29 protein-coding genes are annotated in these 25397 nt (G+C 63.3%); 26 read left to right on the top strand and 3 right to left on the bottom strand.

The genetic code is table 11. The features are described 5' to 3' along the window. The first annotated feature begins 194 nt into the window (after positions 1–194). The 18 genes from ACHFB9_RS07080 to ACHFB9_RS06995 all read left to right on the top strand — a co-directional run bounded on the left by ACHFB9_RS07080 (position 195) and on the right by ACHFB9_RS06995 (position 15974). Entirely contained in the window at positions 195–1160 is a 966-nt protein-coding gene (locus tag ACHFB9_RS07080; protein WP_417070610.1) for an AraC family transcriptional regulator N-terminal domain-containing protein, read from the top strand. Between the two features lie 158 nt (positions 1161–1318). Beyond that, on the top strand, positions 1319–1672 hold the full coding sequence (locus ACHFB9_RS07075) for a cyclophilin-like fold protein (protein ID WP_417070608.1): 354 nt from the start codon (positions 1319–1321) through the stop codon (positions 1670–1672). A 161-nt stretch (positions 1673–1833) separates the two neighbouring features. Continuing rightward, complete coding sequence (locus ACHFB9_RS07070; protein ID WP_417070606.1) at positions 1834–2382, top strand: NAD(P)H-dependent oxidoreductase; 549 nt, start codon at positions 1834–1836, stop codon at positions 2380–2382. Between the two features lie 29 nt (positions 2383–2411). Next, complete coding sequence (locus ACHFB9_RS07065; protein WP_417070605.1) at positions 2412–2711, top strand: hypothetical protein; 300 nt, start codon at positions 2412–2414, stop codon at positions 2709–2711. Between the two features lie 94 nt (positions 2712–2805). After that, the gene (locus ACHFB9_RS07060) at positions 2806–3936 is read left to right on the top strand and encodes an MBL fold metallo-hydrolase (RefSeq protein WP_417070603.1); all 1131 of its coding nucleotides are present in this window, start codon (positions 2806–2808) and stop codon (positions 3934–3936) included. Between the two features lie 153 nt (positions 3937–4089). Beyond that, on the top strand, positions 4090–5118 hold the full coding sequence (locus tag ACHFB9_RS07055) for an alpha/beta hydrolase (protein ID WP_417070601.1): 1029 nt from the start codon (positions 4090–4092) through the stop codon (positions 5116–5118). Between the two features lie 68 nt (positions 5119–5186). Next, complete coding sequence (locus ACHFB9_RS07050; RefSeq protein WP_417070599.1) at positions 5187–6398, top strand: MFS transporter; 1212 nt, start codon at positions 5187–5189, stop codon at positions 6396–6398. Between the two features lie 87 nt (positions 6399–6485). Beyond that, positions 6486–7643: an iron-containing alcohol dehydrogenase gene (locus ACHFB9_RS07045; RefSeq protein WP_417070598.1), complete on the top strand. Its 1158-nt coding sequence runs from the start codon at positions 6486–6488 to the stop codon at positions 7641–7643. 117 nt (positions 7644–7760) lie between these two features. After that, entirely contained in the window at positions 7761–8714 is a 954-nt protein-coding gene (locus ACHFB9_RS07040; RefSeq protein WP_417070596.1) for a LysR substrate-binding domain-containing protein, read from the top strand. A 125-nt stretch (positions 8715–8839) separates the two neighbouring features. Then, a complete protein-coding gene (locus ACHFB9_RS07035) occupies positions 8840–9031 on the top strand; it encodes a hypothetical protein (RefSeq protein ID WP_417070562.1) in 192 nt (63 codons plus the stop codon). Between the two features lie 295 nt (positions 9032–9326). Then, positions 9327–10655: an NAD(P)/FAD-dependent oxidoreductase gene (locus tag ACHFB9_RS07030; protein WP_417070594.1), complete on the top strand. Its 1329-nt coding sequence runs from the start codon at positions 9327–9329 to the stop codon at positions 10653–10655. After that, a complete protein-coding gene (locus ACHFB9_RS07025; RefSeq protein WP_417070592.1) occupies positions 10652–11416 on the top strand; it encodes a DUF1365 domain-containing protein in 765 nt (254 codons plus the stop codon). Before ACHFB9_RS07030 ends, ACHFB9_RS07025 begins: the two co-directional genes overlap by 4 nt. Continuing rightward, positions 11413–12609, top strand: coding sequence for a class I SAM-dependent methyltransferase (locus tag ACHFB9_RS07020; protein ID WP_417070590.1), 1197 nt, complete (start codon positions 11413–11415; stop codon positions 12607–12609). Before ACHFB9_RS07025 ends, ACHFB9_RS07020 begins: the two co-directional genes overlap by 4 nt. Before the next feature lie 80 nt (positions 12610–12689). Beyond that, positions 12690–13913 carry an MFS transporter gene (locus ACHFB9_RS07015; RefSeq protein WP_417070588.1) on the top strand — a complete coding sequence of 408 codons (1224 nt, stop codon included), beginning with the start codon at positions 12690–12692 and terminating at the stop codon, positions 13911–13913. Continuing rightward, positions 13910–14431 carry a DUF3833 domain-containing protein gene (locus ACHFB9_RS07010; RefSeq protein ID WP_417070586.1) on the top strand — a complete coding sequence of 174 codons (522 nt, stop codon included), beginning with the start codon at positions 13910–13912 and terminating at the stop codon, positions 14429–14431. Before ACHFB9_RS07015 ends, ACHFB9_RS07010 begins: the two co-directional genes overlap by 4 nt. 21 nt (positions 14432–14452) lie before the next feature. Beyond that, positions 14453–15220: an SDR family NAD(P)-dependent oxidoreductase gene (locus ACHFB9_RS07005; RefSeq protein WP_417070584.1), complete on the top strand. Its 768-nt coding sequence runs from the start codon at positions 14453–14455 to the stop codon at positions 15218–15220. Continuing rightward, on the top strand, positions 15210–15641 hold the full coding sequence (locus tag ACHFB9_RS07000; RefSeq protein WP_417070582.1) for a nuclear transport factor 2 family protein: 432 nt from the start codon (positions 15210–15212) through the stop codon (positions 15639–15641). The genes ACHFB9_RS07005 and ACHFB9_RS07000 overlap by 11 nt, the downstream gene beginning before the upstream one ends. Positions 15642–15773: 132 nt before the next feature. Further along, a complete protein-coding gene (locus ACHFB9_RS06995) occupies positions 15774–15974 on the top strand; it encodes a hypothetical protein (protein WP_417070579.1) in 201 nt (66 codons plus the stop codon). Positions 15975–16071: 97 nt separating this feature from the next. Here ACHFB9_RS06995 and ACHFB9_RS06990 read toward each other — a convergent pair whose 3' ends face one another. Beyond that, on the bottom strand, positions 16072–16761 hold the full coding sequence (locus ACHFB9_RS06990) for a PEP-CTERM sorting domain-containing protein (protein WP_417070577.1): 690 nt from the start codon (positions 16759–16761) through the stop codon (positions 16072–16074). Positions 16762–17115: 354 nt separating this feature from the next. Between ACHFB9_RS06990 and ACHFB9_RS06985 the strand changes: the two genes are divergently transcribed. Further along, positions 17116–17316 (top strand): hypothetical protein, encoded by a 201-nt coding sequence (locus ACHFB9_RS06985; RefSeq protein ID WP_417070575.1) that lies wholly within the window; start codon positions 17116–17118, stop codon positions 17314–17316. A 133-nt stretch (positions 17317–17449) separates the two neighbouring features. On the opposite strand, the gene ACHFB9_RS06980 is transcribed toward ACHFB9_RS06985, so the two are convergent. Beyond that, complete coding sequence (locus tag ACHFB9_RS06980; RefSeq protein ID WP_417070573.1) at positions 17450–17986, bottom strand: winged helix-turn-helix transcriptional regulator; 537 nt, start codon at positions 17984–17986, stop codon at positions 17450–17452. Between the two features lie 56 nt (positions 17987–18042). Here ACHFB9_RS06980 and ACHFB9_RS06975 point away from each other — a divergent pair, with 56 nt between their 5' ends. The 7 genes from ACHFB9_RS06975 (at position 18043) to ACHFB9_RS06945 (ending at position 24099) form a co-directional block, all read left to right on the top strand. Then, complete coding sequence (locus tag ACHFB9_RS06975; RefSeq protein ID WP_417070572.1) at positions 18043–18828, top strand: alpha/beta fold hydrolase; 786 nt, start codon at positions 18043–18045, stop codon at positions 18826–18828. Then, the gene (locus tag ACHFB9_RS06970) at positions 18818–19852 is read left to right on the top strand and encodes an NADP-dependent oxidoreductase (protein WP_417070570.1); all 1035 of its coding nucleotides are present in this window, start codon (positions 18818–18820) and stop codon (positions 19850–19852) included. The genes ACHFB9_RS06975 and ACHFB9_RS06970 overlap by 11 nt, the downstream gene beginning before the upstream one ends. Positions 19853–19904: 52 nt before the next feature. Next, entirely contained in the window at positions 19905–20693 is a 789-nt protein-coding gene (locus tag ACHFB9_RS06965; protein WP_417070568.1) for an SDR family NAD(P)-dependent oxidoreductase, read from the top strand. A 49-nt stretch (positions 20694–20742) separates the two neighbouring features. Further along, the gene (locus ACHFB9_RS06960) at positions 20743–21810 is read left to right on the top strand and encodes an alkene reductase (protein WP_417070566.1); all 1068 of its coding nucleotides are present in this window, start codon (positions 20743–20745) and stop codon (positions 21808–21810) included. Between the two features lie 211 nt (positions 21811–22021). Further along, on the top strand, positions 22022–23029 hold the full coding sequence (locus ACHFB9_RS06955) for an aldo/keto reductase (protein WP_417070564.1): 1008 nt from the start codon (positions 22022–22024) through the stop codon (positions 23027–23029). A 140-nt stretch (positions 23030–23169) separates the two neighbouring features. Then, the gene (locus ACHFB9_RS06950; protein ID WP_417070562.1) at positions 23170–23361 is read left to right on the top strand and encodes a hypothetical protein; all 192 of its coding nucleotides are present in this window, start codon (positions 23170–23172) and stop codon (positions 23359–23361) included. Positions 23362–23481: 120 nt separating this feature from the next. Continuing rightward, complete coding sequence (locus ACHFB9_RS06945) at positions 23482–24099, top strand: class I SAM-dependent DNA methyltransferase (RefSeq protein WP_417070560.1); 618 nt, start codon at positions 23482–23484, stop codon at positions 24097–24099. Between the two features lie 41 nt (positions 24100–24140). Here ACHFB9_RS06945 and ACHFB9_RS06940 read toward each other — a convergent pair whose 3' ends face one another. Beyond that, positions 24141–25319, bottom strand: a complete 1179-nt coding sequence (locus ACHFB9_RS06940) for an acetylornithine transaminase (protein ID WP_417070558.1) — start codon at positions 25317–25319, stop codon at positions 24141–24143. Between the last annotated feature and the right edge of the window lie 78 nt (positions 25320–25397).

The raw sequence follows: 25397 nt of genomic DNA, 5'->3' as shown, positions 1-25397 counted from the left end.
AAGAGAGATCTTCGGGCTTTTTGCTGTCCGAACCAATCATCCGCCGCGAGTGGTTTTGACGCCTTGCGCACTGCGCCGGTGCTGCGCTCGAACAATCCTCCAGACTTCTTGCCTGATCCTCCAGCAAGCCGGTCGATCGCGGGACAAAACCGCTGCACTCCGACTACTGTGTAGGAACAGATCAGGAGAGCCGCATGCCATCCCCGCCCCAGCAGGAATTCTCAACCCCGACACGGCAAAGCGCCCTTCAGGCGGAGCTGGCCCGCATCATCGCTCAGCGCACATCCGGGGACGAAGACCGCGAAACGCCGATTCCGAACCTCTCGTTCTACCGGCGGGAACGGATCACCCAACCCTGCGCCTGCCTCGTCGAGCCCTGTCTGGTTTTCGTGGCCCAGGGCGCCAAGCAGATGCTGGTGGGCACCGATGTCTACCCCTACGATCCCGACCACTTCCTGATCAACGCTATCGATCTTCCGGCCAGCTCGCAGGTGCTCGCAGCCAGCCCGGAGAAACCCTGCCTGGGGCTGACGCTGAAGCTGGACCTGCGCATCATGGCGGAGCTGATCGCCCAGGGCGGCCTGACACCTCCGGTGGATCAAAGCGCGGATCGGGGCCTGACCCTCGGCACGGTCACGCCACAACTGCTCGAAGCTTTCAAACACCTTCTGGATCTGCTCGACGAACCCGATGCGATCCCGGTGCTCGCGCCACTGATCCAGCGCGAGATCCACTTCCGCCTGCTCAAGAGCGATCAGGCGGCCCGCCTGTGGCAGATCGTCTCCTCGGGCAGTCAGAGCCAGCGGATCGCGAAAGCCGTCGACTGGCTCAAAGCGAATTACGCGATGCCGCTGCGAATCGAGGAGCTCGCTTCGCGCATCCAGATGAGCCCGTCGAGCCTGCACTTTCACTTCCGCCAGCTGACCGCGATGAGTCCGTTGCAATACCAGAAATGGCTGCGCCTGAACGAGGCTCGGCGCCTGATGCTGAACGAGCATAGGGACGCGGCAAGTGCAGCCTTCCTGGTCGGCTACGAGAGCGCCTCACAGTTCAGCCGGGAGTACAGCCGCCTGTTCGGTTGCCCCCCGAAGCGCGACATCGCGACCCTGCTGCAAAGGCAACCGACTCCCGCCCCGCGCCGCGAAGGCGTCAGCGCATGAAAGGCCGGGCAGCAGCAAGCCATCGCGCCGGACGCGCGCTTCTGCTCGGGCTAAGCCTCGCCTGGGCATGCAGTCTGCCCGCCGCTCCGGCGGCGGACAAAACGGCTGGCGCGCTTGCGGCGCAGCCCTCTTCTTCCCCCCGGATTCCGCCACGCACGATGAAGATTCGCCTGAAAATCAACGGCAAGCTGCTGTTTGCGACGCTCTACGACAATCCCAGTGCGCGGGACTTCGCCGCACAACTTCCGCTGACACTAACGCTCGACGATTACGCCGCCACCGAAAAAATCGCCTACCTGCCGCGCAGGCTCATCGTCACGGGCGCCCCGGCCGGTTTCACCCCGTCGGCCGGAGACATCACCTACTACGCGCCCTGGGGCAATCTGGCGATCTTCCACAAGGATTTCAGCCATTCGAGCGGCCTGATCAGTCTGGGACGGCTCGATTCCGGAGTAGCCACGCTGAAGACGCCGGGCAAGTTGAAGCTGACGCTGGAACTCGTCGACGAGTGAAGCCAGCGCCCCCCCGGCAGGCCCGGATCTGCGCTCCATCTTCAACTTCGACTCACATAATCATCTACCGAACACGCTGTTCCGCTCACCAATCCCTTTGTCCAGAATGCGTCCATCGCAATCGCACGGGGCCTACCCGCCCCCGGACAAAGGAAAGCACAGTGAAAACCCTGGTCATCGTCTCCCACCCCACTCCCGACCAATCCCGGACCATCAAGGCACTGGAGCAACTGGCCGCCCGTCTCCCCAACGTCTCGGTGCGCAACATCGAGTCACTGTACGGCTCGGATCTGAACGGCTTCGACGTCGCCGCGGAGCATCAGGCGGTGGAGGCGGCGGATCGCGTCGTCTTCCTGTTCCCGATCCACTGGTTCAACCTGACGCCTATGCTCAAGGCCTATCTGAACCAGGTCTGGTCTTACGGCTGGGCCTTCGGCCCGAATGGCGAGGCCCTCAAGGGCAAGGAGATGCTGGTCGTCGTCTCGGCCGGCGCGACCGAATTCACCTATTCCGCCGAAGGCCTGATTCACAGCACGATAGACGAAGTGCTGACGCCGATGAAGGCGAGCGCCCTCTACGTCGGCATGGACTACCTGGAACCTCTGGCCTTCTACAGCGCGATGGGCGTCAGCGAAGCGACGCTCGATCAATTCCGCCTCGCCTTCGCCGGACGGCTGACGCAGCCGACCGAATCAAGCGCACAGCTCTGATCCCACACATCAAAAGCGAGACCCTGACGATGAAACTGCTCTGCCTCGACCGTCCCCTGCCCGGCGCCAGCCTCGAAGCCTTCCAGCCCTACCTGCTCGATGAAGTCCGCTTCGCCTGGAATCTGTACAAAAGCGACTTCATCCGCGAGTGCAACTTCCGAATGGACCGCCCCGGCGTCGCGATCATCGCCGAATGCGATTCGGTCGAAAAAGCGCGGGAAATTCTGGGCGAGATTCCGCTTGCGAAAGCCGGCCTGATCGACTGGGACATCATCCCTCTTGGCCCGTTCGTGAACTGGGAAATGCTCTTCGCGCCAGGCAAGGACTGACGACGGGCAGACGCTCGCGGGTGTTCCCTCAGCCCTCGCGAGTGCTCACGTAAGCGCAAGCCTCCACCTCCCCGATGCAGACCAGAGATCCCCGATGCGAAAAGTTCGTTTGATGCTGTTGAGCCTCGCGGCGCTTGCCGCCCTTGCCTTCTTGAGCGCCTGCGCCTTCCTGCAGCAGTCGAAATTCGGCGCCGCCCCCGAAGGCGAACGACTGAGACAAATCGAACGTTCGCCTCACTATGCCGAGGGCGAGTTCCACAACCTGATCCCGACGCCCATCCTCGCTGAGGACAGCAGCACGCTGGCCATCGTCGCCCATGACGCGCTGAAACCGGTCAGAAATCTCCGACCTGTGCAGCCGATTCCAGTCATCAAAACCGACCTGAAGGCCCTGGATCCGCACAGAGATGTCGTGATCTGGCTCGGCCACTCCTCGTTCTATGTCCAGCTCGCCGGAAGGCGGATCCTGATCGATCCCGTGCTCAGCGCATTCGCATCTCCCGTCCCCTTCACGGTCGCGGCCTTTGACGGCACCAATCTCTACAACGCCGACGATATGCCGGAGATCGACCTGCTGCTGATCACGCACGACCACTGGGACCACCTCGACTACGCGACGCTCACGGCACTGCAAGACAAGGTCAAGCTGGCGGTGGTCGCGCTGGGCGTCGGGGCGCACCTTGAACACTGGGCCTGGCCACGGGAGAAGATCCGCGAACTCGACTGGTATGACGAACTGGCTATGGGGGACGGGTTCAGCGTCCATCTCGTTCCGGCCCGCCACTACTCCGGACGCGCGCTGACGCGCAACAAGACCCTGTGGGGCGGTTTCGTTCTGGAATCCGCGACGCAGCGCCTGCTGTTCAGTGGTGACACGGGTTATGGCCCGCATTTCAAGGACATCGCCCAGCGCTTTGGGCGTTTCGATCTGGTCGCGCTCGACATGGGGCAATACGACCCGCGCTGGCCAGACATCCACATGACGCCAGAGCAAGCCGCGCAGGCCGCGGAGGACTTGAAAACCCGGGCCATGCTGCCTGCGCACATCGGTCGCTTCAGCATCGCCCGGCATGCCTGGAACGAGCCCTTTGAACGCATCAGCGCAGCGGGCCAGGGCAAGGGCTACCACCTGCTGACGCCGCGGATCGGGGAAGCCTTGCAGCTCGATGGCGAGGAGCAGGCTTTCTCGCCCTGGTGGCGGCTGGCAGCACGGACCACGGACTGAGAGTTTCCAGCTCGCCGGAAGATCAGGCAAGAAGTCCGCAGTAACGGACTATCCCGCTGCAGAGCTTCCCAGCGAAGATTAATACGGCCATTCACCCACCGCTCTCTTCGAGAAAAGCGGCATTCAAACGATCCTTTGATGAGGACAGATCCAATGAAAAAACTCCTGATGGTTTTGGGGCTTCTGCTCGGTTCTTTCGCGGCCAACGCAGCGGACATGTCCAACGGAGCGGACAACTTTTACAACAGCGACAAGCTCACCGTGCAAAAGGTCAGTTTCAAAAACCAGTATCAGATGAAGATCGTCGGGAACCTGTACCTTCCCAAGGGCGTCGATCCCAAGCTCAGAAATCCGGCGATCGTCGTCGGCCATCCGATGGGCGCGGTCAAGGAGCAGAGTTCCAATCTGTATGCGCAGAAGCTCGCGGAGCAAGGCTTCGTCACGCTGGCCATCGATCAGTCCTTCTGGGGCGAGAGCGAAGGAGCACCCCGCAACGTCGTCGCACCCGACCTCTATGCGGAAGCGTTCAGCGCAGCCGTCGACTATCTGGGAACCCGGCCTTTCGTCGACAGGGTACGTATCGGTGCCCTCGGAATCTGCGGCAGCGGCAGCTTCGTGATCAGCGCAGCCAAGATCGATCCGCGCATCAAGGCGATCGCCACCGTCAGCATGTACGACATGGGAGCGGCCAACCGCAATGCGCTGAATCACTCGCAGACCCTTGAGCAGCGCAAGCAGATCATCGCTGAGGCGGCTGCGCAACGCTATGTCGAGTTCGCGGGCGGAGAAACAAAGTACACCAGCGGGACCGTGCATGAACTGACCGAGAACACTCACCCGATCCAGCGCGAGTTCTACGACTTCTACCGCACGCCGCGCGGCGAGTTCACGCCTAAGGGATCGTCCCGCAGGGTGACGACTCATCCGACGCTGACCAGCAACGTCAAATTCATGAACTTTTATCCGTTCAACGACATCGAGACGATCTCGCCGCGCCCGATGCTCTTCATCTCCGGCGAGAACGCCCACTCCCGCGAATTCAGCGAGGAAGCCTACAAGCTGGCGGGCGAGCCCAAGGAGCTGTTCATCGTTCCCGGTGCGGGCCACGTCGATCTGTACGACCGCGTCGCCCTGATCCCGTTCGCCAAGCTGAGCGCGTTCTTCGGCAAGGGGCTCAAGTAATTGATGCTTTCCATCAAGAGACAGCAAAACCCCGCGTCGCATCGGGAAGACTCGAGGCGCCAGCAGCGATGACGCACACCACCACTCCGGCCTTGCCGGAAGAACAGTCCGCCTGGGGCGCAGTCCTGGCCCTGTCGCTCGGCGCGTTCGTGCTGGTTGCCTCCGAATTCCTGCCAGTCAGCCTGCTGACACCGATCGCGGCCGACCTCAGGATCAGCGAAGGTCAGGCCGGTCAGGCCATCGCGATCTCCGGCGCCTTCGCACTGCTGACCAGCCTCTTCGCCTCGGCTCTGGCCGGGCGGCTCGACCGCAAGACCCTGCTGCTGGCCTCGACGCTGTTGATGATCGCCTCGGGGACGGTCGTTGCCTTCGCGCCGAATTACTGGATCTTCATGCTTGGCCGGGCGCTGATCGGTGTCGCGATCGGCGGCTTCTGGTCGATGTCGGCCGCCACCGCGATGCGCCTCGTGCCGGCCCGGCATGTGCCAAGGGCGCTGGCCGTCGTGAACGGCGGCAACGCGCTGGCCTCGGTGCTCGCCGCTCCGCTGGGAAGCTACCTGGGCTCGCTGATCGGCTGGCGTGGCGCCTTCTTCTGCGTCGTTCCGGTCGCAGCGATCGCCTTCGGCTGGCAACTGATCAGCCTGCCCCCGATGAAGGCCAAGCCCGGACAGGGTTCAACGAGAGTCTTTTCGCTGCTCGGTCACCCCGTGTTGGCGCTGGGAATGGCCGCGGTAAGCCTCTTCTTCATGGGGCAGTTCGCGCTCTTCACCTATCTGCGGCCCTTCCTCGAAACGGTAACGCATGTCGGCACCTCGACGCTTTCGCTGCTGCTGCTCGTGATCGGCGTGGCCGGCTTCATCGGCACGAGCCTGATCGGCGCCTTTCTGAAGAAAAGCCTCTATCGAACCTTGATTGCCATCCCGGTCCTGATGGCGGTGATCGCCGGGGCGCTTCTCACGTTCGGGCACCAGGTCGCCGTAACCGCCGTGCTGCTGGGCCTCTGGGGGCTCGTCGCGACGGCGGCACCGGTCGGCTGGTGGACCTGGCTCGCACGAACGCTGCCCCGGGATGCCGAGGCCGGCGGCGGGCTGATGGTCGCGGTCATCCAGCTTGCGATCATGTTCGGCGCGACCCTGGGCGGTTATCTGTTCGACCTGCGCGGCTACCAAGCAACTTTCGGCGCCAGCGCAGCCCTGCTCGTGCTCGCCGCCCTGCTCGCCGCTCTGGCGGCACGGACGAAAGCGAAGGCCGCTCTTTGCCCTATCCCCCTTGCTCTATAAACCACTGATCCGGTAGCGCGCGCAGCGGTCGCGCCTCCGATACCGACTCCCGTTCTCTATCGTTTATCTCAGGAAAGAGGAAACACCATGAACAATTTCAGCTATCGCAACCCGACCCAGATTCACTTCGGCCAGGGGCAGATCGCCCGGATCCGCGACGAGATCCCGGCCAACGCCCGCGTCCTGATCACCTTTGGCGGCGGCAGCATCAAGAAGAACGGCGTGCTGGACCAGGTCCACGCTGCGCTGGAGGGCATCGAGCATTTCGAATTCGGCGGCATCGAGCCCAACCCGCACTTCGAAACGCTGATCAAGGCGGTCGAGCTGGTCAAGGAGAAGAAGATCGACTATCTGCTCGCGGTCGGTGGCGGTTCGATCATCGACGGCACGAAGTTCATCGCGGCCGCCGCGCGCTACCCGAACGATCCGTGGGAAATCATCCAGACCTATGGCGCGAAGATCACCGATGCGCTGCCGATCGGCTGCGTGCTGACGCTGGCCGCCACCGGCTCCGAGATGAACAACGGCGCCGTCGTCACGCGGGCCGAGACCCAGGACAAGCTGTTCTTCTTCTCCAACCACGTCTTCCCGAAGTTCTCGGTGCTCGACCCGACGGCCACCTTCTCGCTGCCGGCCCGCCAGGTCGGCAACGGCGTCGTCGACAGCTTCGTCCACGTCGTCGAACAGTATGTGACCTATCCGGTCAATGCGAAGGTTCAGGACCGCTTCGCCGAAGGCCTGCTGCTGAACCTGCTCGAAGACGGCCCGAAGGCTCTGGAGAACCCGAGCGACTATGATGTGCGCGCGAACCTGATGTGGACCGCGACGATGGCGCTGAACGGCCTGATCGCGACCGGCGTTCCGGCTGACTGGGCAACCCATCTGATCGGCCAGGAAATCACCGGCCTCTACGGTCTGGATCACGGTCAGACTCTGGCGATCGTGCTGCCGGCAGTCTGGACCTTCAAAAAGGAGGAAAAGCGCGCCAAGCTGCTGCAGTATGCCGAGCGCGTCTGGGGTTTGCAGGACGGCGACGAGGATGGTCGGATCGATGCCGCGATCGAGAAGACGCGCGCGTTCTTCGAAGCGATGGGCGTCAAGACCCGCCTGAGCGACTATGGTCTCGGCGCGGACGTGATCCCTGCCGTCACCGCGAAGCTCGAGCAGCACGGCCACGTCAAGCTCGGCGAACACGCCGACATCACGCCGGCCGATGTGAAGTCCATCCTCGAGCTGGCGCTGTAACAGGCTCCAGCAGATAGCTTCGCCGGGTCAAAAAAAGGGAGGATCCGTTTTTGACCCGGCAAGCCCAGCCCCGATTCATCGCCCCACCCAGCTGAATTGATCGATCAGGAGAGATCCATGGATTTGTCACAGCGCGTACGCGCCATTCTCTCTTTTGTCCAGGCTGCAGATTCAGGCAGCTTTGCGGCGGCCGCACGCGTTCTGGGAATCAGTTCGGCTGCGGTCAGCAAGAACGTGGCCAGTCTGGAGCTGGCGCTGGGCGTGCGCCTGATGAACCGGACCACACGAACGCTCAATCTGACCGATGAAGGGGCCGCCTTCCTCAAGCAGGCGCGAATCGCGCTCGACGCGCTCGACACTGCCGTCGATGCGGTCGCAGCCCAGCGGGTCGAGACGAGCGGCCATGTCCGGATCTCGACGAGCGCAGCCTTCGGACGCGACCAGCTGATGCCGGCCCTGCCGGGACTTCTGACTCGCTACCCTGCCCTGTCCGTCGAAGTCGACTTCGACGACCGGGTCATCGATCTCGTCCATGATGGATACGATCTGGCCATCCGCGGAGGCCACATCGCCGACTCCGCGCTGATCGCGCGGCCGATCTGCCGGTTGAACATGGTTCTCGTCGCATCGCCCGAATATCTGGAGCGCAAAGGGACTCCTCACACGCCCCAGCAACTCGACCAGCACACGCTGATCACCCGCCGCTTTCTCGGCGGAAAGGTCTCTCCCTGGTGCTTTCGGGCGGCGGATGGCAGCATCACGACGCAGGATCCCGATCATGCGATGCTGACCCTGTCGGCGCCAGAGGCCCTGGTGCAAGCCGCCTGCTTCGGCATGGGCATCGCCCAGGTCGGCGTTCACCACGCGTGGAAACATTTGAGCTCCGGCGCGTTGAAGGTATTGCTGCTGGGCCAGCACGACCCCGGTAGCTACGAGATGGTCCTGCAGTATCCGCACCGCGCCCTGATCGCGCCACGGGTTCGGGCAACGATCGATTATCTGCTCGCGGCCTTCGCGAACGACGAGGCGCTGCACGTCCCGCTGGAGGCCCTGGCCGCCCATGCGGGCTGAGCTCGGCATTCGATGCACCCGCCGCCTTAATCCCCCCTTAAGTCAGCTTCATCAGCGCTTAAGTCCCGCGCGCTCACACTGCAGCCATGCACTCGAGCACGAGTGATCCAACAAGGAGCCCCACCATGAAGAAGCTGATCGCCACCCTCTCCGCGCTGACCTTTGCCGCCGGCGTCTTCGCCGCCGAGGCGCCCGCCCCCACCGGCTCGGCTCCGGCCGCCAAGCCCGCCGCGACCGCGAAGGCTTCGGTCAAGAAGCACCAGGTCAAGAAGGTGAAGAAGGCCGCGCCGAAGGCGGAAGCCTCCGCCGCGAAGTGAGCCGCGCCGCTCAATGAAAACGAAACCCCGGGAAACCGGGGTTTTGTCGTTTACACCCGAATGGGAAGGCCACAACCGGGGGTTTGAGCGGACCGACAACTCCTGGGGGCAATGTTCCCCCTTGCGGAGAACGTCCCGGGACTGCCCGGCACCACTTTCAGGAACGGCAATCCGAAAATTCGGCGCGTCCACAAAATTTGCCCTTAGCGAATCCCAAAAAGCGCATTAAAACGACAGTTTCGATCACTGCCTGACGGACAAATGCCTGTCCTGGACAGAGAGACTGGAGTTGGCCATGAACACCCAAGTCAGCCCAAAGCAGCGTATCGCGGTCGTCGGCGCGGGAATATCCGGTCTGGCCGCCGCCTGCTTGCTGTCCCGAGACTACGCCGTAACGGTGTTCGAAGCGGGCGCCTATCTGGGGGGGCATACCAACACGGTCGACGTGACGCTGGAGGGCAAGACCTTTCCGGTGGACACGGGCTTTCTGGTCTTCAACGAAAAGACCTACCCCAATCTGATCGCGCTGTTCGACCACCTCGGCGTGAACAGCGTCGAGACCGAGATGAGCTTCGCGGTCAGCCTGGAAAACCCGCATCTGGAATGGGCGGGGAGCAACCTGTCGACCGTCTTCGGTCAAAGGCGGAACCTGATTAGCCCCCCCTTCTGGCGCATGCTCTCGGACATCCTGCGTTTCAATCGGGAAAGCGTCGCGTGGCTGGCGGCGCATCCGGACAGTGAGAGCAGCCTGCACCGTTTCCTGATCGAGGGCAGATATTCGGAGTCCTTCACCCGCTGGTATCTGCTTCCGATGGCGGCGGCGATCTGGTCATGCCCGACCGGCCAGATGCTCGAAATGCCGCTCACCGCCTTCGTTCGCTTTTGCCAGAACCACGGTCTGCTGCAGGTGTTCAACCGCCCGAAGTGGCGCACGGTGAGCGGCGGCGGGCGTGAATACGTCAAGAAGATCGCCTCCCAACTGGACGATGTGCGCATAGCCTGTCCGGTCCATGCGGTCACGCGTGAGGCCGCGGGGCTGCGCGTGACGCATGCGGGCGGCAGCGAGCATTTCGACCAGCTCGTCATGGCCTGCCACAGCGACCAGGCGCTCTCGATCCTCGGCATGACGGCGAGTTCCGGCCAGCGCGAGGTACTCTCCGCCATCCGCTACCAACCGAACCGGACCGTACTGCATTGCGATCCGGCTCTGCTGCCCCGCGATCGCAAGCTGTGGTCGGCCTGGAACTACTTTGCCGGTCACGGAGAGCCGGGCGACCAGCCAGTCGGAGTTTCCTACCTGATCAACAAACTCCAGCCCTTGCCCTTCGAAACGCCGGTCGTGGTGACGCTGAACCCGGCGCGCGAACCGGACCCCGCCAGGCTCATCGCCGAATTCGACTACGCCCACCCGATCTTCGACGCTGCCGCTATCGCCGCCCAGCAGCGACTGGGCGAAGTGCAAGGAGAAGGCGGCATCTGGCTTGCCGGCGCCTGGGGCAGCTACGGATTTCACGAGGACGGACTGAACTCCGCGCTGCGCGTCGCGAAAGGTCTTGGCGTCGAGCCTCCGTGGCGGAGCGACGGGGCCGAACTTCGGCGCGAAACCAGCCCGAAGCCGCGATGAACACCCACCCACAGCTCTGCATGGGCCAGGTGATGCACAAGCGTCTGCGCCCCGTGGTCAATGCCTTCATCTATCCGGTGTTCTATGTGCTGCTGCCTCTGCGCAGCTTGGCGGCGACCGAGTGCGGCATCTTCTCGGTCGACAAACGCAACCTGCTCAGTTTTCAGAGCAAGGACCATGGAGCGCGTGACGGCAGCCCACTGCTGCCCTGGATCGAGGGCCTGCTGGCCGAACAAGGCCTCGCCTGCGACGGCGAGATCGTGCTGCAAACCTTCCCGCGCGTGCTGGGGGGCCTCTTCAACCCGGTCAGCTTCTGGTACTGCCATGACCGCGCCGGCCATCTGATCGCGATCCTCGCTGAGGTCAACAACACCTTCGGGGGGACGCACAGCTATCTGCTCCATCGCGGTGGCGAAGCGCTGGCCGATGGCGAGGAGCTGAGCACCGAGAAGCGCTTCCACGTTTCGCCTTTCAACAGGGTCGAGGGCGGCTACCGTTTCCGCTTCCATCTCGAAGGCGCTGTCCGGTCGGCGCACATCGACTACGACGACATTGACGGCGAACTGCTGCTCACGTCGATCTCCGGTAAACCTCACCCGTGGTCGGCGAGCGCTTTGCTCCGCGCGTTCCTGACCATGCCCTTCCTATCGCTGGGCGTCATCGCGCGCATCCACTGGCAGGCGCTCAAACTCTGGCTCAAGGGGGTGCCCTTCCTTGGCACATGCCCTGCTCATCAACCGCTGCAGAAATCGCCAAAATGACCCGGACCCTCAAGCACGCACTGATCCTGCGCGGCACCGAAGCGCTGGCGCGCAATACCCGTACCGTCTTCGCCCTGCTGGAAAAGCTGAGCGGCGGATCTCTCGAAGTGCGCCTGCCCGACGGCTCCCGCACCCGCTTCGGCGAAGGAGAAGGCGAAGTCAGGCTGCAGGTGCACGATGAAGCGATGTTCGGCCGCGTGCTGGCCCGAGGAGATATCGGGCTGGCCGAAGCCTATCTCGACGGCCAGTGGGATTCGCCCGACATCGCCGGCCTGCTCGCGCTGCTGACACGCAATCGCGAGGTGCTGACCCAAGCTGTCTATGGCTCATGGATGCAACTGCTGATGGCCCGCATCCGCCACAGCCTCAACCGCAACAGCCGCACCGGCAGCAGGCGCAACATCATGGCCCATTACGATCTGGGCAACGACTTCTACCGGCTGTGGCTGGATCCGGGCATGAGCTACTCATCGGCCCTGTACCGGCCGGAAGACGACGGTTCTCTGCACACGGCCCAAGACGCCAAGTACCGTCGCATCCTCGACCGCCTGCAAGCGAACGCGGGCGATAGCGTTCTGGAAATCGGCTGCGGCTGGGGCGGTTTTGCTGAAATGGCGGTGCGGGACGGCCTGCGCGTCACCGGCCTGACCCTCTCGCCCGCCCAGCTGGAGTGGGCGCGGCAGCGCGTCCCCCTGGCCGATCTTCGCCTGCAGGATTATCGGGATACGCGGGAGAAATTCGATCACCTCGTCTCGATCGAGATGTTTGAAGCCGTCGGCGAGAAATGGTGGCCGAGCTACTTCGCCACGGTCGCCCGGGCGCTCAAGCCTGGCGGTCGGGCGATGATCCAGAGCATCACGCTGCGCGACGACCTGTTCGCGGCCTACCGACGCGGCACCGACTTCATCCAGCAGTACATCTTCCCGGGCGGCATGCTGCCGTCGCGCAGCACCTTCCGGAAGGGGGCGGAAAAATCGGGCCTGAAGGTGACGGACGAATTCGCCTTTGGCCTCGACTACGCCCGCACAGTCAGGCAGTGGCGGACCTCTTTCGATACCCACTGGGCGCAGGTTGCGACGCTGGGTTTCGACGAGAGCTTCCGGCGCCTGTGGCGCTTCTACCTCAGCTACTGCGAAGCGGGCTTCCTCGCCGGGAACATCGATGTCGTGCAGTTTGAACTCGCGCACCGCTGAACCACTCGCCATCGGGCTCGCGCCGCGGGAGAACACCGCGGCGCGGTGGGCCGCATTGGCCTGGCCTCGGGAGCTTTGACGTGCCCAAAGGCATGGTGCCAGCCTATGGAGCGCTCGGCCTGCCGCTCGCCTTCGCCGCGCTGCCCCTCTACGTCCACGTCCCGCGCTATTACGCGGAGACGACCCACCTGGGGCTGGCCTTGCTCGGCGCCATCTTGCTCGGCGCGCGCCTCTTTGACGCTTTTGTCGACCCGTGGCTGGGCTGGCTGGCCGACCGCCTGCCCCACCGGCGCATGCTGGCCATGGCCCTGCTCCCCTTCGCCATCGGTTTCGTCGCGCTGCTCAATCCGCCGTCCAGTTTTGTCTCCCTTTGGCTGCTCGCCTCGCTGACGCTGACCTATCTGGGCTTCTCAGCGGCCTCGGTGGCCTACCAGGCCTGGGGGGTGTCCCTGGGGGGCGACTCGGCGGAGCGAACTGCGCTGACGGCAGCACGGGAGGGCTTCGGTCTGGTCGGTGTGCTGCTGGCCGCGACCTTGCCCAGCGTGCTCGCCAGCTCTCTGAGCCAGGGCACCCAACGCCTGTCCTGGGTGCTGCCGCCCTTGTTGCTGATCGCCGCCGTGCCTGCCTTCGCGAAGCTTGGCCCGGGCAGCTCATTGCCGCATTCAAACGAGCCGCTGGGCCAGAGCCTGAGCCGGGCCTTGCGCGATACCGCCTTCCGTCGCCTGCTCGGCGTCTTCATCGCCAATGGCATCGCCGCCGCGCTGCCCGCAACGCTCTTCCTGTTCTTCGTCGCGGATGTGCTCGGCGCCGCATCGGCCAGCGGCCCCCTGCTGGCCGTGTACTTCGTCGCCGGCGCCGCATCGATGCCTCTGTGGGTCAGGCTGGCCGCGCGCTTTGGGCGGGTGCGGGCCTGGGGACTGGCGATGGTGCTGGCGATGTTTGCGTTCGCCGGGGCCGGTCTGGCCGGGAGCGGTGACATTGCAGGGTTTGCGCTGATCTGCCTCGCGTCGGGTCTGGCGCTCGGCGCCGATCTGGCCCTGCCGGCCGCCATCGCTGCCGATCTGGGCGAGCGCCAGGGACAAGCGGGAATCTGTTTCGGGGTGTGGAATTTCGTCGCCAAACTCAATCTTGCACTGGCCGCCGGTCTGGCCCTGCCGCTGCTGGATCGGCTCGGCTATCGACCAGGGAGCGCGCACAACCTGAGCGCGCTCACTTTTGCCTACGCGCTGCTCCCACTGGGCTTCAAGTTCGTGGCCGCCACGCTGTTGTGGCGCTGGCGCGATTCACTGGAGATTCACAGATGAAAAGACTGACTGCCGCGCTGCTCTGCCTCGGGCTGAGCGCCTGCACCTCGACCGGAGTCGAACAATACAAGGCGGAGCAGCCGGTGCTCGACATCAGGCACTACCTGAACGGCACGCTGGACGCCTGGGGCATCTTCCAGGGGCGCTCCGGCGAGGTGAAGAAGCGTTTTCATGCGGTCATCGACGCCCGATGGACCGGAAATACCGGCGTGCTCGACGAGCACTTCGAATGGTCCGACGGCACGAGCACGCGCCGCGTCTGGACGCTCAAGCGCCAGCCCGATGGCTCGTATCGCGGCACCGCCGACGACGTGGTCGGCGAAGCGGTGGGCGAGCTGGCCGGCAACGCGCTGCGCTGGCGCTATGTGCTGAAACTGCCGGTCGATGGCAAGACCTATCACGTCGACTTCGACGACTGGATGTTCCTGATGGACGACAGAGTGATGATCAACCGCTCCACGATGTCGAAGTGGGGTTTGAATCTCGGCGAAGTGACGCTGAGCTTCGTCAAACGCTGAGCGTTCCGCGAAGGGCAAGCCATGAACCCGAAAATCACGGATTGGAGCGACCGACGGGTCTGGCTGGTCGGAGCCTCGACCGGCATCGGCGCGGCGACCGCCGATGAGCTCGCCCGCCGGGGCGCCAGGCTGGCGCTGTCGGCACGCTCGGTCGAAAAATTGCAAGCGCTCGGCATAGCCGGTGCGAAGCTCATGCCCTGCGATGCGACCGATGTGGCGAGCCTGATCTCTGTTCGTCAGGCCCTTCTGGAGGCCTGGGGCGGCATCGACCTGGTGGTCTATCTGGCCGGCGATTATGTGCCGATGACGGCTCAGGATTTCGATCTGGAGCGCGCTGAGCAAGTCGTCGCTGTCAATTTCAACGGCGCGATGCGTTTGGCCGCGGCCGTACTACCCGAGCTCAAGGAGGGAGGCGGCATCGCTTTCGTGGCCAGCGTGGCCGGTTATCGGGGGCTCCCCAAAGCGCTCTGCTACGGACCGGGCAAGGCGGCGTTGATCCACTTTGCCGAGTGCCTCCACCTTGACCTGGAAACACAGGGGATCGGGGTATGGGTGATCAATCCCGGCTTTGTGCAGACCCGACTGACGCGTCAAAACGATTTCACGATGCCGGCGCTGCTGACGCCCCGACAGGCGGCCATCGCCACGCTGGACGGCTTCAAGAAAGGCAGTTTCGAAATCCATTTCCCGAAACGCTTCACCTGCATTCTGAAGTTTCTGGCGCTGCTGCCCTATTGCTGGTATTTCCCGCTGATCCGCCGCCTCACCGGAGTCAGAAATGGAACTTGACCGCCTGATCGCCTTCTACCACGAGCTGACACCGGAGAAGGTCGAGCGCTTTCCCAATTTCTATGCCGCCGACGCCTATTTCAAGGATCCCTTCAACGAAGTGCGCGGCGTCGAGGCCATTCAACAGATCTTTGCGCACATGTTCCGGCAAGTGGCCGAGCCACGCTTTGTCGTCACCGAACGCGTGGCCGACACCGCTGGGGTGATGCTGGCCTGGGAGTTCCATTACCGCATGCGTCGGGGAGGACGCGGCGCGACTCAGGTCATCCGCGGTGTATCGCATCTAAAATTCGGCGCCGATGGCAAAGTGAGCTACCACCGCGACTACTGGGATGCGGCCGAGGAACTCTATATGAAGCTTCCGGCCATCGGCTGCCTGATGCGCGGTTTGCAAAAAATGCTGGCGGCCCGAAAGCCCTGACCAGCACGGCGGGTTCCTGTGGTGGGGCCGAGCTTAATCCCCGCTTAATCCCGCTTCATCAGGCCTTAAGTCCCGCGCGCTCACACTGCAGCCATGCACTCGAGCACGAGTGATCCAACAAGGAGCCCCACCATGAAGAAGCTGATCGCCACCCTCTCCGCGCTGACCTTTGCCGCCGGCGTCTTCGCCGCCGAGGCCCCCGCCCCCACCGGTTCGGCTCCGGCCGCCAAGCCCGCCGCGACCGCGAAGGCCCCGGTCAAGAAGGCCAAGGTCCACAAGGCGAAGAAGGCCGGCAAGGCCGCACCGAAGACGGAAGCCTCCGCCGCGAAGTGAGCCGCACCGCTCATTGAACACAAAACCCCGGGAAACCGGGGTTTTGACGTTTACGGCAGCACCTCAATGCAGGCGGAACCAATAGTGCATTCCGGAATCAGCGCTTCTTTGACGTGCGGCGTGAAATACCGATTCCTGCCAGCCCCAAACCCAGCAAAGCAATGCTGGCAGGTTCGGGAACGGATGTTGCTCCTACGTCAAACGCGATCTCATTCAAATTCACGTAAGGTCCCAGGTGCGCAGAGTCGAACACCACGCGAACATAGCGCCCGCTGGCATCATTCAGATCAAACACCTGGATGGGAACTCCGACGGAGTAGTCCAAAGCCTCGTTGTCATTATTCCCGTACAGCGCATTGAAACTGCCCAGCGATGTACTGGTGGCAAAGCTCGGATCGCTGGATATGAGCAGGTGGAAGGCATCAACCCCCTGAAAATCCTGGTCATTCCACAAAGCCAGTTTTGTTACAGTCAGACTTTGACCAAGATCGATATCCACATGCGCCCCCACAGTCGCATAGTAACCTCCGGGGAACTCAGGGGTTGTAGAAGATCCAAGAGCAGTAACTCCCAGCGCGGAATAGGTATCAAAATTGGTGACACCACTGGTGTAGCCAGTCGACAAACCAGACTGATCAACCAGCTTATCTGCAGTCAGGCCACAGCAACTTGATTCAGTAGCGTCTATAACAGTGCCACCGGTAATTACCCCGGCCACTGCAGGATGCGACATGGCCGAGCAGAGAACCAGTCCAGCAAAGAGGATCTGTGGAATACGCGTGTTCATCGAATACCCCTCCGAATGTAGAAGAAACACTCCCACATCAAGCAAAGCAAATTTTACTCCAAACCGCATGGCATTGTTTTTTTTGAACAATTTTATGCCATATTATTCAGGTGTAAGATTTTTCGACAGTGCGTCCCTCATCCGCGCTGATCAGGAATGGATCTGCCTGGCAGCCGTCCAGCTGCATAAGTTGCACGCCGGCATAGCCAAAATCAGCCTATTGCCCCCTCAAGGACCATCGGAGGCTCTCCGCGCTTAAGTCCCGCTTAAGTCCGCTTCATCAGGCCTTAAGGCACGCGCGCTCACACTGCAGCCATGCACTCGAGCACGAGTGATCCAACAAGGAGCCCCACCATGAAGAAGCTGATCGCCACCCTCTCCGCTCTGACCTTTGCCGCCGGCGTCTTCGCCGCCGAGGCCCCTGCCCCCACCGGTTCGGCTCCGGCCGCCAAGCCCGCCGCGACCGCGAAGGCCCCGGTCAAGAAGGCCAAGGTCCACAAGGCGAAGAAGGCCACCAAGGTCGCACCGAAGACGGAAGCCTCCGCCGCGAAGTGAGCCGCAGGGCTCAAAAAGCAGAACCCCGGGCGACCGGGGTTTTGGCGTTTACGGGGCGGACCAGCCTCCAGACCCGCTTGTCTGGGACGGCCCTTGCCGCCCTTGGGCAGGCCCCGATCGGTCAGATCCGCACTCAGCTTTGATCCGGCGTGACCATGCGCAGGGGGCGGGTCCCGATCTTCGCCCCCGTGACTTCATCGACGGCGATTGCCTTGATTTCTGTCCCTGTTTCAGCGTCGAAGAAACGGATCAGATCGCCGCCGCCCCGGTACTGACGGCCCCAGGCGCCAATCATGAAGAGCACCGGCAAAAAATCGCGCCCGGCAGCGGTCAGCAGATACTCCTCGCGCGGTGGATGGTCCGAGTAGCGCCGCTTCTCCAGCAGTCCCTCCTCAGTCAAGGCCGCCAACCGACGGGTCAGGATCGTCGGCGCGATGCCCAGGCTTTTCCGGAATTGGTCGAAGCGCGTGAGGCCGGCATGGGCATCCCGGAGGATCAGGATGCTCCATGCGTCACCGGCGACAGCCAGGCTGCGCGCGATCGGGCACGGCTCATTACATTCATTTACATTGTCCATACTGTTTTGATAGTGACTTATCCGCGCCTTGGCGTTACCGTTCGTTTCGATTCGATAGTAACACCTTGAACCCCACCCGCACGGAGATTTCATCAGTGAGCAATGTGAAATGGAAAGATGCCCCGACCCGCACAGTCGATGTAGGCGGAGTGCCTTTCGCCTACCGGGAACTCGGTCCCAAATCTGGCGTGCCGGTGATCCTTCTGCACCACCTGATGGCCGTGCTCGATGACTGGGATCCGCGCGTGATCGACGGCATCGCCGCGCATCGTCGGGTCATCGCTTTCGACAATCGCGGGGTCGGCGCCTCGGGAGGGTCGGTGCCCGACACGATCGAGGAGATGGGGCGGGACGCCCTCGCCTTCATTCGGGCAATGGGACTCGGCAAGGTCGACCTTCTCGGCTTCTCGATGGGCGGCGGCGTCGCCCAGATGATCGCGTTGCAGGACCCCGGCCGGGTGCGTCGGATGATCCTTGCCGGAACGGGGCCACGGGGTGGTGGTGGAATCGACGAGATCAACAGGATCGCCGCGCTCGCTTACATCAAGGCGGCGCTCACATTGAGTGATCCGAGGAATTTCCTGTTCTTCCCCCGCACCCCGGAGGGAAAGCGCGCCGCGAAAGACTATTTCTCACGACTGAAGGAGCGCAGCAGGAACCGTGACAAGCGCGTCTCGCTGCAGGCCAGGCGCGCCCAACTGAAGGCCATCAGAACCGCGGGCTTGAGTGCCCCGGACGACTTATCGGTCATCACTCAGCCCGTCTTCATTGCGAACGGCGACCATGACCTGATGGTCGACAGCAAGCTCTCGGCCGACATGGCCCGCCGTCTGCCGAATGCCCAGCTCACGATCTATCCGGACTCCGGGCACGGCGGCATCTTTCAGCACTACCAGGCCTTTGTGCCTGCGGTTCTGGACTTTCTTGCCCACTGATCTGGCCCAAAAAGAGAGACAAACGATGCAAGCGCTCACCTTCAAACGCTATGGCAAATCGCCCGGGATCGGTTTCGCCCAGCTTCCCCGCCCCACGCCCAAGCCCGACGAACTGCTGGTTCAGGTCCATGCGGTGGGTCTGAACCCTATCGACAACATGATTCCGACCGGGATGTTCAAGCCCGTGCTGCATTTCCAGCTTCCGGCCACGCTGGGCAGCGATCTGGCCGGGGTGGTGACCGAGGTCGGCAGCCGCGTGACTCGCTTCAAACCTGGCGATGCTGTCTTCGCCAGCCTCTTCGATCTGGGCAGCGGGTCGCTTGCCGAGTTCGCGGTGGTACCTGAGAGCGCTGCCGCGCTGAAGCCCACCAATCTGGACTTCGTGCAGGCAGCCTCGATCCCTATGGTCGGGCTCACCTCGTGGCAAGCGTTGAAGGAGCGGCTCAATCTTCGGGCCGGCCAGAAAGTATTCATCCCTGCGGGGTCTGGCGGTATCGGCACGTTTGCAATCCAGCTCGCAAAACAGCTCGGCGCGAAGGTGGGGACGACCACCAGCACCGGCAATGTCGAGCTGGTAGCCAGCCTTGGCGCCAACGAGGTGGTCGATTACAGGAAACAGGAATTCGAAAAAGTACTGCGTGGCTACGACGCGGTGCTCGGCACGGTCAGAGGCGACGCGATTGAAAAATCCATAGCCATCCTCAAACCGGGGAGCCGGATCGTCTCTCTCGTAGGGCCGCTGGACGCCGCATTTGCTCGCGCCCGCCGCCTGAACTTCGTCCTGAAGTTCGTGTTCGGACTGATGAGCCGCAAGATCATCCGCCTCGCCAAGAAGCGAGGCATCACCTACTCCTTTCACTTCGTGCGCCCCGAGGGGGCGCTGCTCGCCGAGATCGGCAAGCTCATCGAGGCGGAGCGCATCCGGCCAGTGATCGACAAGGTCTTCCCATTCGATCAGGCCAAGGAAGCGCTTGCCTACCTTGATCAGGGACGGTCCAGGGGCAAGGTCGTGGTCAGGATGTGATGGCCCCGTGTTTTACACCCCACCCGAACAACTCATGCAAAGGAAAACAACGATGACCACGCTTCCGACTGTCTTCATCACTGGCGCCTCCAGCGGCATCGGCGCCACCTACGCCGAGCGCTTCGCCCGCCGCGGCCACAATCTCGTCCTGGTCGCGCGCGACAAACCGCGTCTGGATACCCTGGCGGCGCGCCTGCGCGAGGAAAACGAGGTGGCCGTTGAAGTGCTGCAGGCCGACCTGACCAGGCCCACCGACCTGTCCGCGCTTGAAACCCTACTGCGCGAAGACGCTCGCATCGGCGTCTTGATCAACAACGCGGGCATCGCTCAATCGGGGGGCATTCTGGAGCAATCCGCTGAGGCCATAGAAGGCCTGATCGCGCTCAACATTACAGCGCCGACGCGGCTCGCTGCCGCGATCGCTCCTCGCTTCGCGCAATCCGGTACGGGCGCGATCGTCAACATCGGCTCGGTGGTGGGGTTTGCGCCCGAGTTCGGTATGTCGATCTACGGTGCCAGCAAGGCCTTCGTTCTGTTTCTGTCGCAGGGCCTGAACCTGGAACTCTCGCCCAAAGGCGTCTATGTACAAGCGGTGCTGCCGGCGGCGACCCGCACCGAGATCTGGCAACGCGCCGGCGTCGACATCGACACCCTCCCCGAGGTGATGGACGTGGGTGAGCTGGTCGATGCGGCTCTGATCGGTTTCGACCGCCGCGAGCTCGTCACGATACCGCCGCTTCATGTTGCCGAGCGCTGGGATGGTCTGGAGGGGGCGCGCCAGGGCTTGCTGTCGGACATTCGACAAGCCCATGCGGCTGAACGCTATCGGCCAAAAGCCTGAGCATTTCATTCAATCCGACTCGTCGCAAATTCAAACTCCGGGAGTTTTCATGAGCAAGCTGCTATTCACCTCCACCCAACTGGGCGGTCTGTCGCTGAAGAACCGCATCGTCATGGCGCCGCTGACGCGTAGCCGCGCGATCGGAAACCTGCCCAATGCGCTGATGGAACAGTATTACCGCCAGCGTGCCGAGGCCGGACTGATCATTACCGAAGGCACTTCGCCGTCCCCCGATGGTCTTGGCTATGCGCGCATTCCCGGGCTGTTCAGCGAGGAACAGGTGCAGGCCTGGCACGGAGTGACCGAGGGCGTCCATCAGGCCGGCGGCAGGATTTTTGTGCAACTGATGCATACCGGGCGGGCCAGTCACCCCGCGAACCTGCCGGCCGGAGCGCACGTTCTCGCCCCCTCGGCGATCCCCCTCCCCGACCAGATATGGACCGACGCCAACGGAATGCAGCCGTATCCGGTGCCACGCGAGATGAGCGAAGCGGACATCGCGCAGAGCATCGCCGAATATGCGAACTCGGCCAGACTGGCGATGCAGGCCGGCTTTGACGGTGTCGAGCTGCACGGGGCCAACGGCTATCTGATCGACCAATTCCTCAACACCGCCTCCAACCAGCGCAACGACCGCTGGGGCGGCACGGTCGAGAACCGCATCCGTTTCGCCGTTGAAGTCGCTAGGGCAACAGTCGCGGCGATCGGCGCCGAGCACGTGGGCATGCGTATTTCGCCCTATGGCGCATTCAACGCCATGGCGCCGGATGCCGAAATGGATGCGCTCTATCTGCGTCTGATCGACGAGCTGAATGCGCTCGGCCTGCTCTACATCCACGTCGTGGATCACAGCTCGATGGGGGCGCCCGAAGTCAGCCCTGTATTGAAAGCCAAAATCCGTGCCGCGTTCAAGGGAAAGTACATCCTCTCCGGTGGCTACGATGCCGCGCGCGCCGAAGCCGATCTCGAAGCCCGGCGCGGCGATCTGGTGGCTTTTGGTCGCCCGTTCATCGCGAATCCGGATCTGGTGTCGAAGCTGAAGTCAGGCCAGGAACTGGCGGCACCTGATGCTGCGACCTTCTACACGCCAGGGGAAAAGGGCTACACCGACTATTGATCGAAGCCCAGCCGGGCTGCGTGCAGCTTCGCATCGACCGCACCCTGTTGCATGCGAAGCCCGGCCGGCGATCTCAAAGAGCAAATGGGGTGTTCGACGATGGCCTTGCCCAGTATGCGAGCGGATGCGCGGTTCTGAGTGCTGATTTTTGAATTCAGTCGGCATCCTTGCCTGAGCCGCAGCGCGAACATTTCCGACAACGGAGCGAAACATGAAATACACCGTCTTTGGTAAGACCGGCCTGCGAGTATCGCAAGTCGCATTGGGCACGGGCAACTTCGGCACGGGCTGGGGCTATGGGGCTGACCCCGATGTGGCCGAGGCAGTCTTCAACGCCTATGCCGAAGCCGGTGGCAACTTCATCGACACGGCGGATATCTACCAATTCGGCCAGTCCGAGGAACTGCTCGGCACGCTGCTGCAGGGGCGGCGCGAAGATTTCGTCCTCGCCACCAAGTTCACTAATGGCGCCACGCCCAATCCCAACCGACTGGTTACCGGAAACAGCCGCAAGGCGCTGACCGCTTCAGTGGAGGCCAGCCTCAAGCGGCTAAAAACCGACCGGATCGACCTCTACTGGGCACATCATCCCGATGACGTCACGCCCACCGAGGAGATCGTACGTGGCTTCGAAGACCTTGCCCGCGCGGGCAAGATTCTCTATGCGGGCTTGTCGAATTTCGCGGCTTGGCGCCTGGCACGTGCCGTCACCCTGGCCGAACTGACCCACGCGGTGCCCATCGCGGCGGCGCAATTCGAACACAGCCTGGTCCGCCGTGAGCCAGAGGTCGATCTATTCCCGGCGTCGCGCGCACTGGGTCTTGGTATCACGACTTGGTCGCCGCTGGGTGGAGGCATGCTGACAGGCAAGTATCGGCAAGGCGAAAAGGGTCGCGCGGAAGGTTTCGGTGGGCGGGTCTTCCAAGCTGAGAATTCGGCGCAACGCACGCAGATTCTCGACACCGTGCTGAGCATTGCGGGCGAACTCGGCGTCAGCGCAAGTCAGGTCGCCATTGCTTGGGCCGGAACCCACGGCTCCATTCCGATCATCGGGCCGCGCTCCTTGTCCCAACTCGGCGACAACCTCGGCGCACTGACGGTCGAACTGTCGGCCGAGCAACTCAATCGTCTCGATAGCGTGAGCAGCCTTGTATCCTCTGCGCCGACAAGATCTCCTATCCTCTGGGCCGAAGACCTCACTCGCACCCCTGCCGCCTGAGCATGGCTTTCGTGAAACCGCACCGCGCGGAGCTCTCCGCCTTAATCCCCGCTTAAGTCCGCTTCATCAGGCCTTAAGTCCCGCGCGCTCACACTGCAGCCATGCACTCGAGCACGAGTGATCAAACAAGGAGCCCCACCATGAAGAAGCTGATCGCCACCCTCTCCGCGCTGACCTTTGCCGCCGGCGTCTTCGCCGCCGAGGCCCCCGCCCCCACCGGCTCGGCTCCGGCCGCCAAGCCCGCCGCGACCGCGAAGGCTTCGGTCAAGAAGCATCAGGTCAAGAAGGTGAAGAAGGCCGCGCCGAAGGCGGAAGCCTCCGCCGCGAAGTGAGCCGCGCAGCTCATTGAACGCGAAACCCCGGGAAACCGGGGTTTTGGCGTTTACGGACCAGGCCCGACGCGCGCAGCGGAAAAGCATCAGAATGGGCGCTCTTCCCCGAGCGACATCGACATGAGCGCGTACTTCGACAACAAGGCCCCGGACTGGGACCAGAAGCAGGACCGGAGTGACCGGGCCAGACAGATCGCCGAACTGATCACGGCGAGAGTCCCGCCGTCCGGCAAGGATGCCGGGCTGGACTTCGGCTGCGGAACCGGGCTGCTCGGCTTCGAGCTCGCGGCACACTTCAAACGCTTCGTCTTTGCCGACACCTCGAAGGGCATGCTCGCCGAAGTCGAGCGGAAGGCGGGCGAAGCCGGCCTCGTGAATGTGGGTACGCTGAACCTCGCCGAAGAGCAACTCAGCGGGGCTTTCGATCTGATCGTCAGCCTGATGGCACTGCATCACATCGAGGATCACGGTCGGGCGATCGCCGGGCTCTGCGGACACCTCACCGAAGGGGGGCATATCTGCCTCGCGGATCTGGACAGCGAGGACGGCAGCTTTCATGCAGACGAAATCGTCCCGCACAACGGCTTCGCGCGCAGCGAAATCGCGGATCTGCTCCAGCGCAACGGCGTCTCGGTCACCCATTCGCAGACCGGCTTCGTGATGCGCAAGCAGGTCGACGGCAGGGAGCGCGAATACCCGGTCTTCCTGATCATCGGCTGCCTGAAGGCCCGCGCATAGCGGACGCCGCGCCTCCCCGCGCGGGAAGGCGCGATCCCGGCTCAGGCCGCCTTGAGCGCCATCCCGTCCAGAACCCGCTCCAGCAGTGCCAGGCCTTCGGCGATCTCGGCATCAGAGATGTTCAACGCCGGCATCAGGCGCAGCAGATGGGGACGGGGCGCGTTGAGCAGCAGCCCTGCGTCGCGGGCGCGGCTGACGAGCTCGGCGGCGACCTCACGCTTCAGGTCGAGCGCGAGCAGCAGCCCGCTGCCGCGGACTTCGCCGAAGCCGCGGCTCGCCGAGAGGCGCGACAGGCCGGCTCTCAATGTCTCGCTGCGGGCGCGCACCGCGGCGAGGAAATCCTCGTCCAGCACGGCTCTCATCGCGGCAAGACCGGCCGCGCAGGCGAGCGGATTGCCGCAGAACGTGCCGCCCTGATCGCCGTAGTCGAAACAGCAGACCTCTTTTTTCGCGAGCAGCGCCGAGAGTGGCAGCCCACCGCCCAGGCCCTTGCCCAGCGTCATGATATCGGGTTCCAGGCCGAGAGCCTCGTGCGCGAAGGCCATGCCGGTCCGCCCACAGCCGGTCTGCACCTCGTCGACGATCAGCAGCAGGCCACGTTCGCGGCAGAGCCGCTGCAGCGCGTCGGCGAATGCGCGGCGGGCCGGGATCACGCCGGCTTCGCCCTGGATCGGCTCTATCATCACCGCGACGGTCCGCTCCGAAACCAGCGCCTCGACCGAGGCGATATCGTTGAAGCGCGCTTTCGGGAAGCCTTCCACCTGGGGCGCGAAGAGCCTGTCCCAGCCCGGTTTCCCGCAGGCCGACATCGTGGCCAACGTGCGGCCGTGGAAGGCATCCGCGAACGTGATGATCTCGTAGGCTCCCCCTTTGTGTTTCTGCCCCCATTTCCTGGCCAGCTTGATCGCGCCCTCGTTCGCTTCGGCCCCCGAGTTCGCGAAGAAGACCTGATCGAAAGCGCTCTTCGCGGTGAGCAGCTTCGCGAGTTCCAGCGCGGGCCGGTTGTAAAAGGAGGGGCTCGGGTTGATCAGCGTTGCGGCCTGAGCTGCGATCGCGTCGGCCACGATGGCCGGGCTGTGCCCCAGGCAGTTGACGGCCCAGCCCTGCACCCAGTCGAGATAGCGCTGACCGCGTTCGTCGAACAGCCAGCCCCCCTCCCCTCGCGCGAAGACCAGCTCGGGCCGGGGCGTGATCGCCATCAGAGAATCTGTCGATTCCATTACCATCTTGATTCCTTCATTCCTACAATAAGCCCTGATTTTTATGGACTACGCGGACGTCAACAAGCGATCATTTCT

Source organism: Niveibacterium terrae (assembly GCF_048213115.1).
In the GTDB taxonomy this organism is placed as follows: domain Bacteria; phylum Pseudomonadota; class Gammaproteobacteria; order Burkholderiales; family Rhodocyclaceae; genus Niveibacterium; species Niveibacterium terrae.
Note: the sequence above shows the minus strand (reverse complement) of the source record. Positions and strands in the feature narration are given on the sequence as shown.

Bases quoted from the DNA above. Each gene is read 5' to 3' on its own strand.
- ACHFB9_RS07080 (WP_417070610.1), top strand. From the start codon at position 195: ATGCCATCCCCGCCCCAGCAGGAATTCTCAACCCCGACACGGCAAAGC.
- ACHFB9_RS07075 (WP_417070608.1), top strand. From the start codon at position 1,319: ATGAAGATTCGCCTGAAAATCAACGGCAAGCTGCTGTTTGCGACGCTC.
- ACHFB9_RS07065 (WP_417070605.1), top strand. From the start codon at position 2,412: ATGAAACTGCTCTGCCTCGACCGTCCCCTGCCCGGCGCCAGCCTCGAA.
- ACHFB9_RS07060 (WP_417070603.1), top strand. From the start codon at position 2,806: ATGCGAAAAGTTCGTTTGATGCTGTTGAGCCTCGCGGCGCTTGCCGCC.
- ACHFB9_RS07055 (WP_417070601.1), top strand. From the start codon at position 4,090: ATGAAAAAACTCCTGATGGTTTTGGGGCTTCTGCTCGGTTCTTTCGCG.
- ACHFB9_RS07050 (WP_417070599.1), top strand. From the start codon at position 5,187: ATGACGCACACCACCACTCCGGCCTTGCCGGAAGAACAGTCCGCCTGG.
- ACHFB9_RS07045 (WP_417070598.1), top strand. From the start codon at position 6,486: ATGAACAATTTCAGCTATCGCAACCCGACCCAGATTCACTTCGGCCAG.
- ACHFB9_RS07040 (WP_417070596.1), top strand. From the start codon at position 7,761: ATGGATTTGTCACAGCGCGTACGCGCCATTCTCTCTTTTGTCCAGGCT.
- ACHFB9_RS07035 (WP_417070562.1), top strand. From the start codon at position 8,840: ATGAAGAAGCTGATCGCCACCCTCTCCGCGCTGACCTTTGCCGCCGGC.
- ACHFB9_RS07030 (WP_417070594.1), top strand. From the start codon at position 9,327: ATGAACACCCAAGTCAGCCCAAAGCAGCGTATCGCGGTCGTCGGCGCG.
- ACHFB9_RS07025 (WP_417070592.1), top strand. From the start codon at position 10,652: ATGAACACCCACCCACAGCTCTGCATGGGCCAGGTGATGCACAAGCGT.
- ACHFB9_RS07020 (WP_417070590.1), top strand. From the start codon at position 11,413: ATGACCCGGACCCTCAAGCACGCACTGATCCTGCGCGGCACCGAAGCG.
- ACHFB9_RS07010 (WP_417070586.1), top strand. From the start codon at position 13,910: ATGAAAAGACTGACTGCCGCGCTGCTCTGCCTCGGGCTGAGCGCCTGC.
- ACHFB9_RS07005 (WP_417070584.1), top strand. From the start codon at position 14,453: ATGAACCCGAAAATCACGGATTGGAGCGACCGACGGGTCTGGCTGGTC.
- ACHFB9_RS07000 (WP_417070582.1), top strand. From the start codon at position 15,210: ATGGAACTTGACCGCCTGATCGCCTTCTACCACGAGCTGACACCGGAG.
- ACHFB9_RS06995 (WP_417070579.1), top strand. From the start codon at position 15,774: ATGAAGAAGCTGATCGCCACCCTCTCCGCGCTGACCTTTGCCGCCGGC.
- ACHFB9_RS06990 (WP_417070577.1), bottom strand. From the start codon at position 16,761: ATGAACACGCGTATTCCACAGATCCTCTTTGCTGGACTGGTTCTCTGC.
- ACHFB9_RS06985 (WP_417070575.1), top strand. From the start codon at position 17,116: ATGAAGAAGCTGATCGCCACCCTCTCCGCTCTGACCTTTGCCGCCGGC.
- ACHFB9_RS06980 (WP_417070573.1), bottom strand. From the start codon at position 17,986: ATGAAATCTCCGTGCGGGTGGGGTTCAAGGTGTTACTATCGAATCGAA.
- ACHFB9_RS06965 (WP_417070568.1), top strand. From the start codon at position 19,905: ATGACCACGCTTCCGACTGTCTTCATCACTGGCGCCTCCAGCGGCATC.
- ACHFB9_RS06960 (WP_417070566.1), top strand. From the start codon at position 20,743: ATGAGCAAGCTGCTATTCACCTCCACCCAACTGGGCGGTCTGTCGCTG.
- ACHFB9_RS06955 (WP_417070564.1), top strand. From the start codon at position 22,022: ATGAAATACACCGTCTTTGGTAAGACCGGCCTGCGAGTATCGCAAGTC.
- ACHFB9_RS06950 (WP_417070562.1), top strand. From the start codon at position 23,170: ATGAAGAAGCTGATCGCCACCCTCTCCGCGCTGACCTTTGCCGCCGGC.
- ACHFB9_RS06945 (WP_417070560.1), top strand. From the start codon at position 23,482: ATGAGCGCGTACTTCGACAACAAGGCCCCGGACTGGGACCAGAAGCAG.
- ACHFB9_RS06940 (WP_417070558.1), bottom strand. From the start codon at position 25,319: ATGGAATCGACAGATTCTCTGATGGCGATCACGCCCCGGCCCGAGCTG.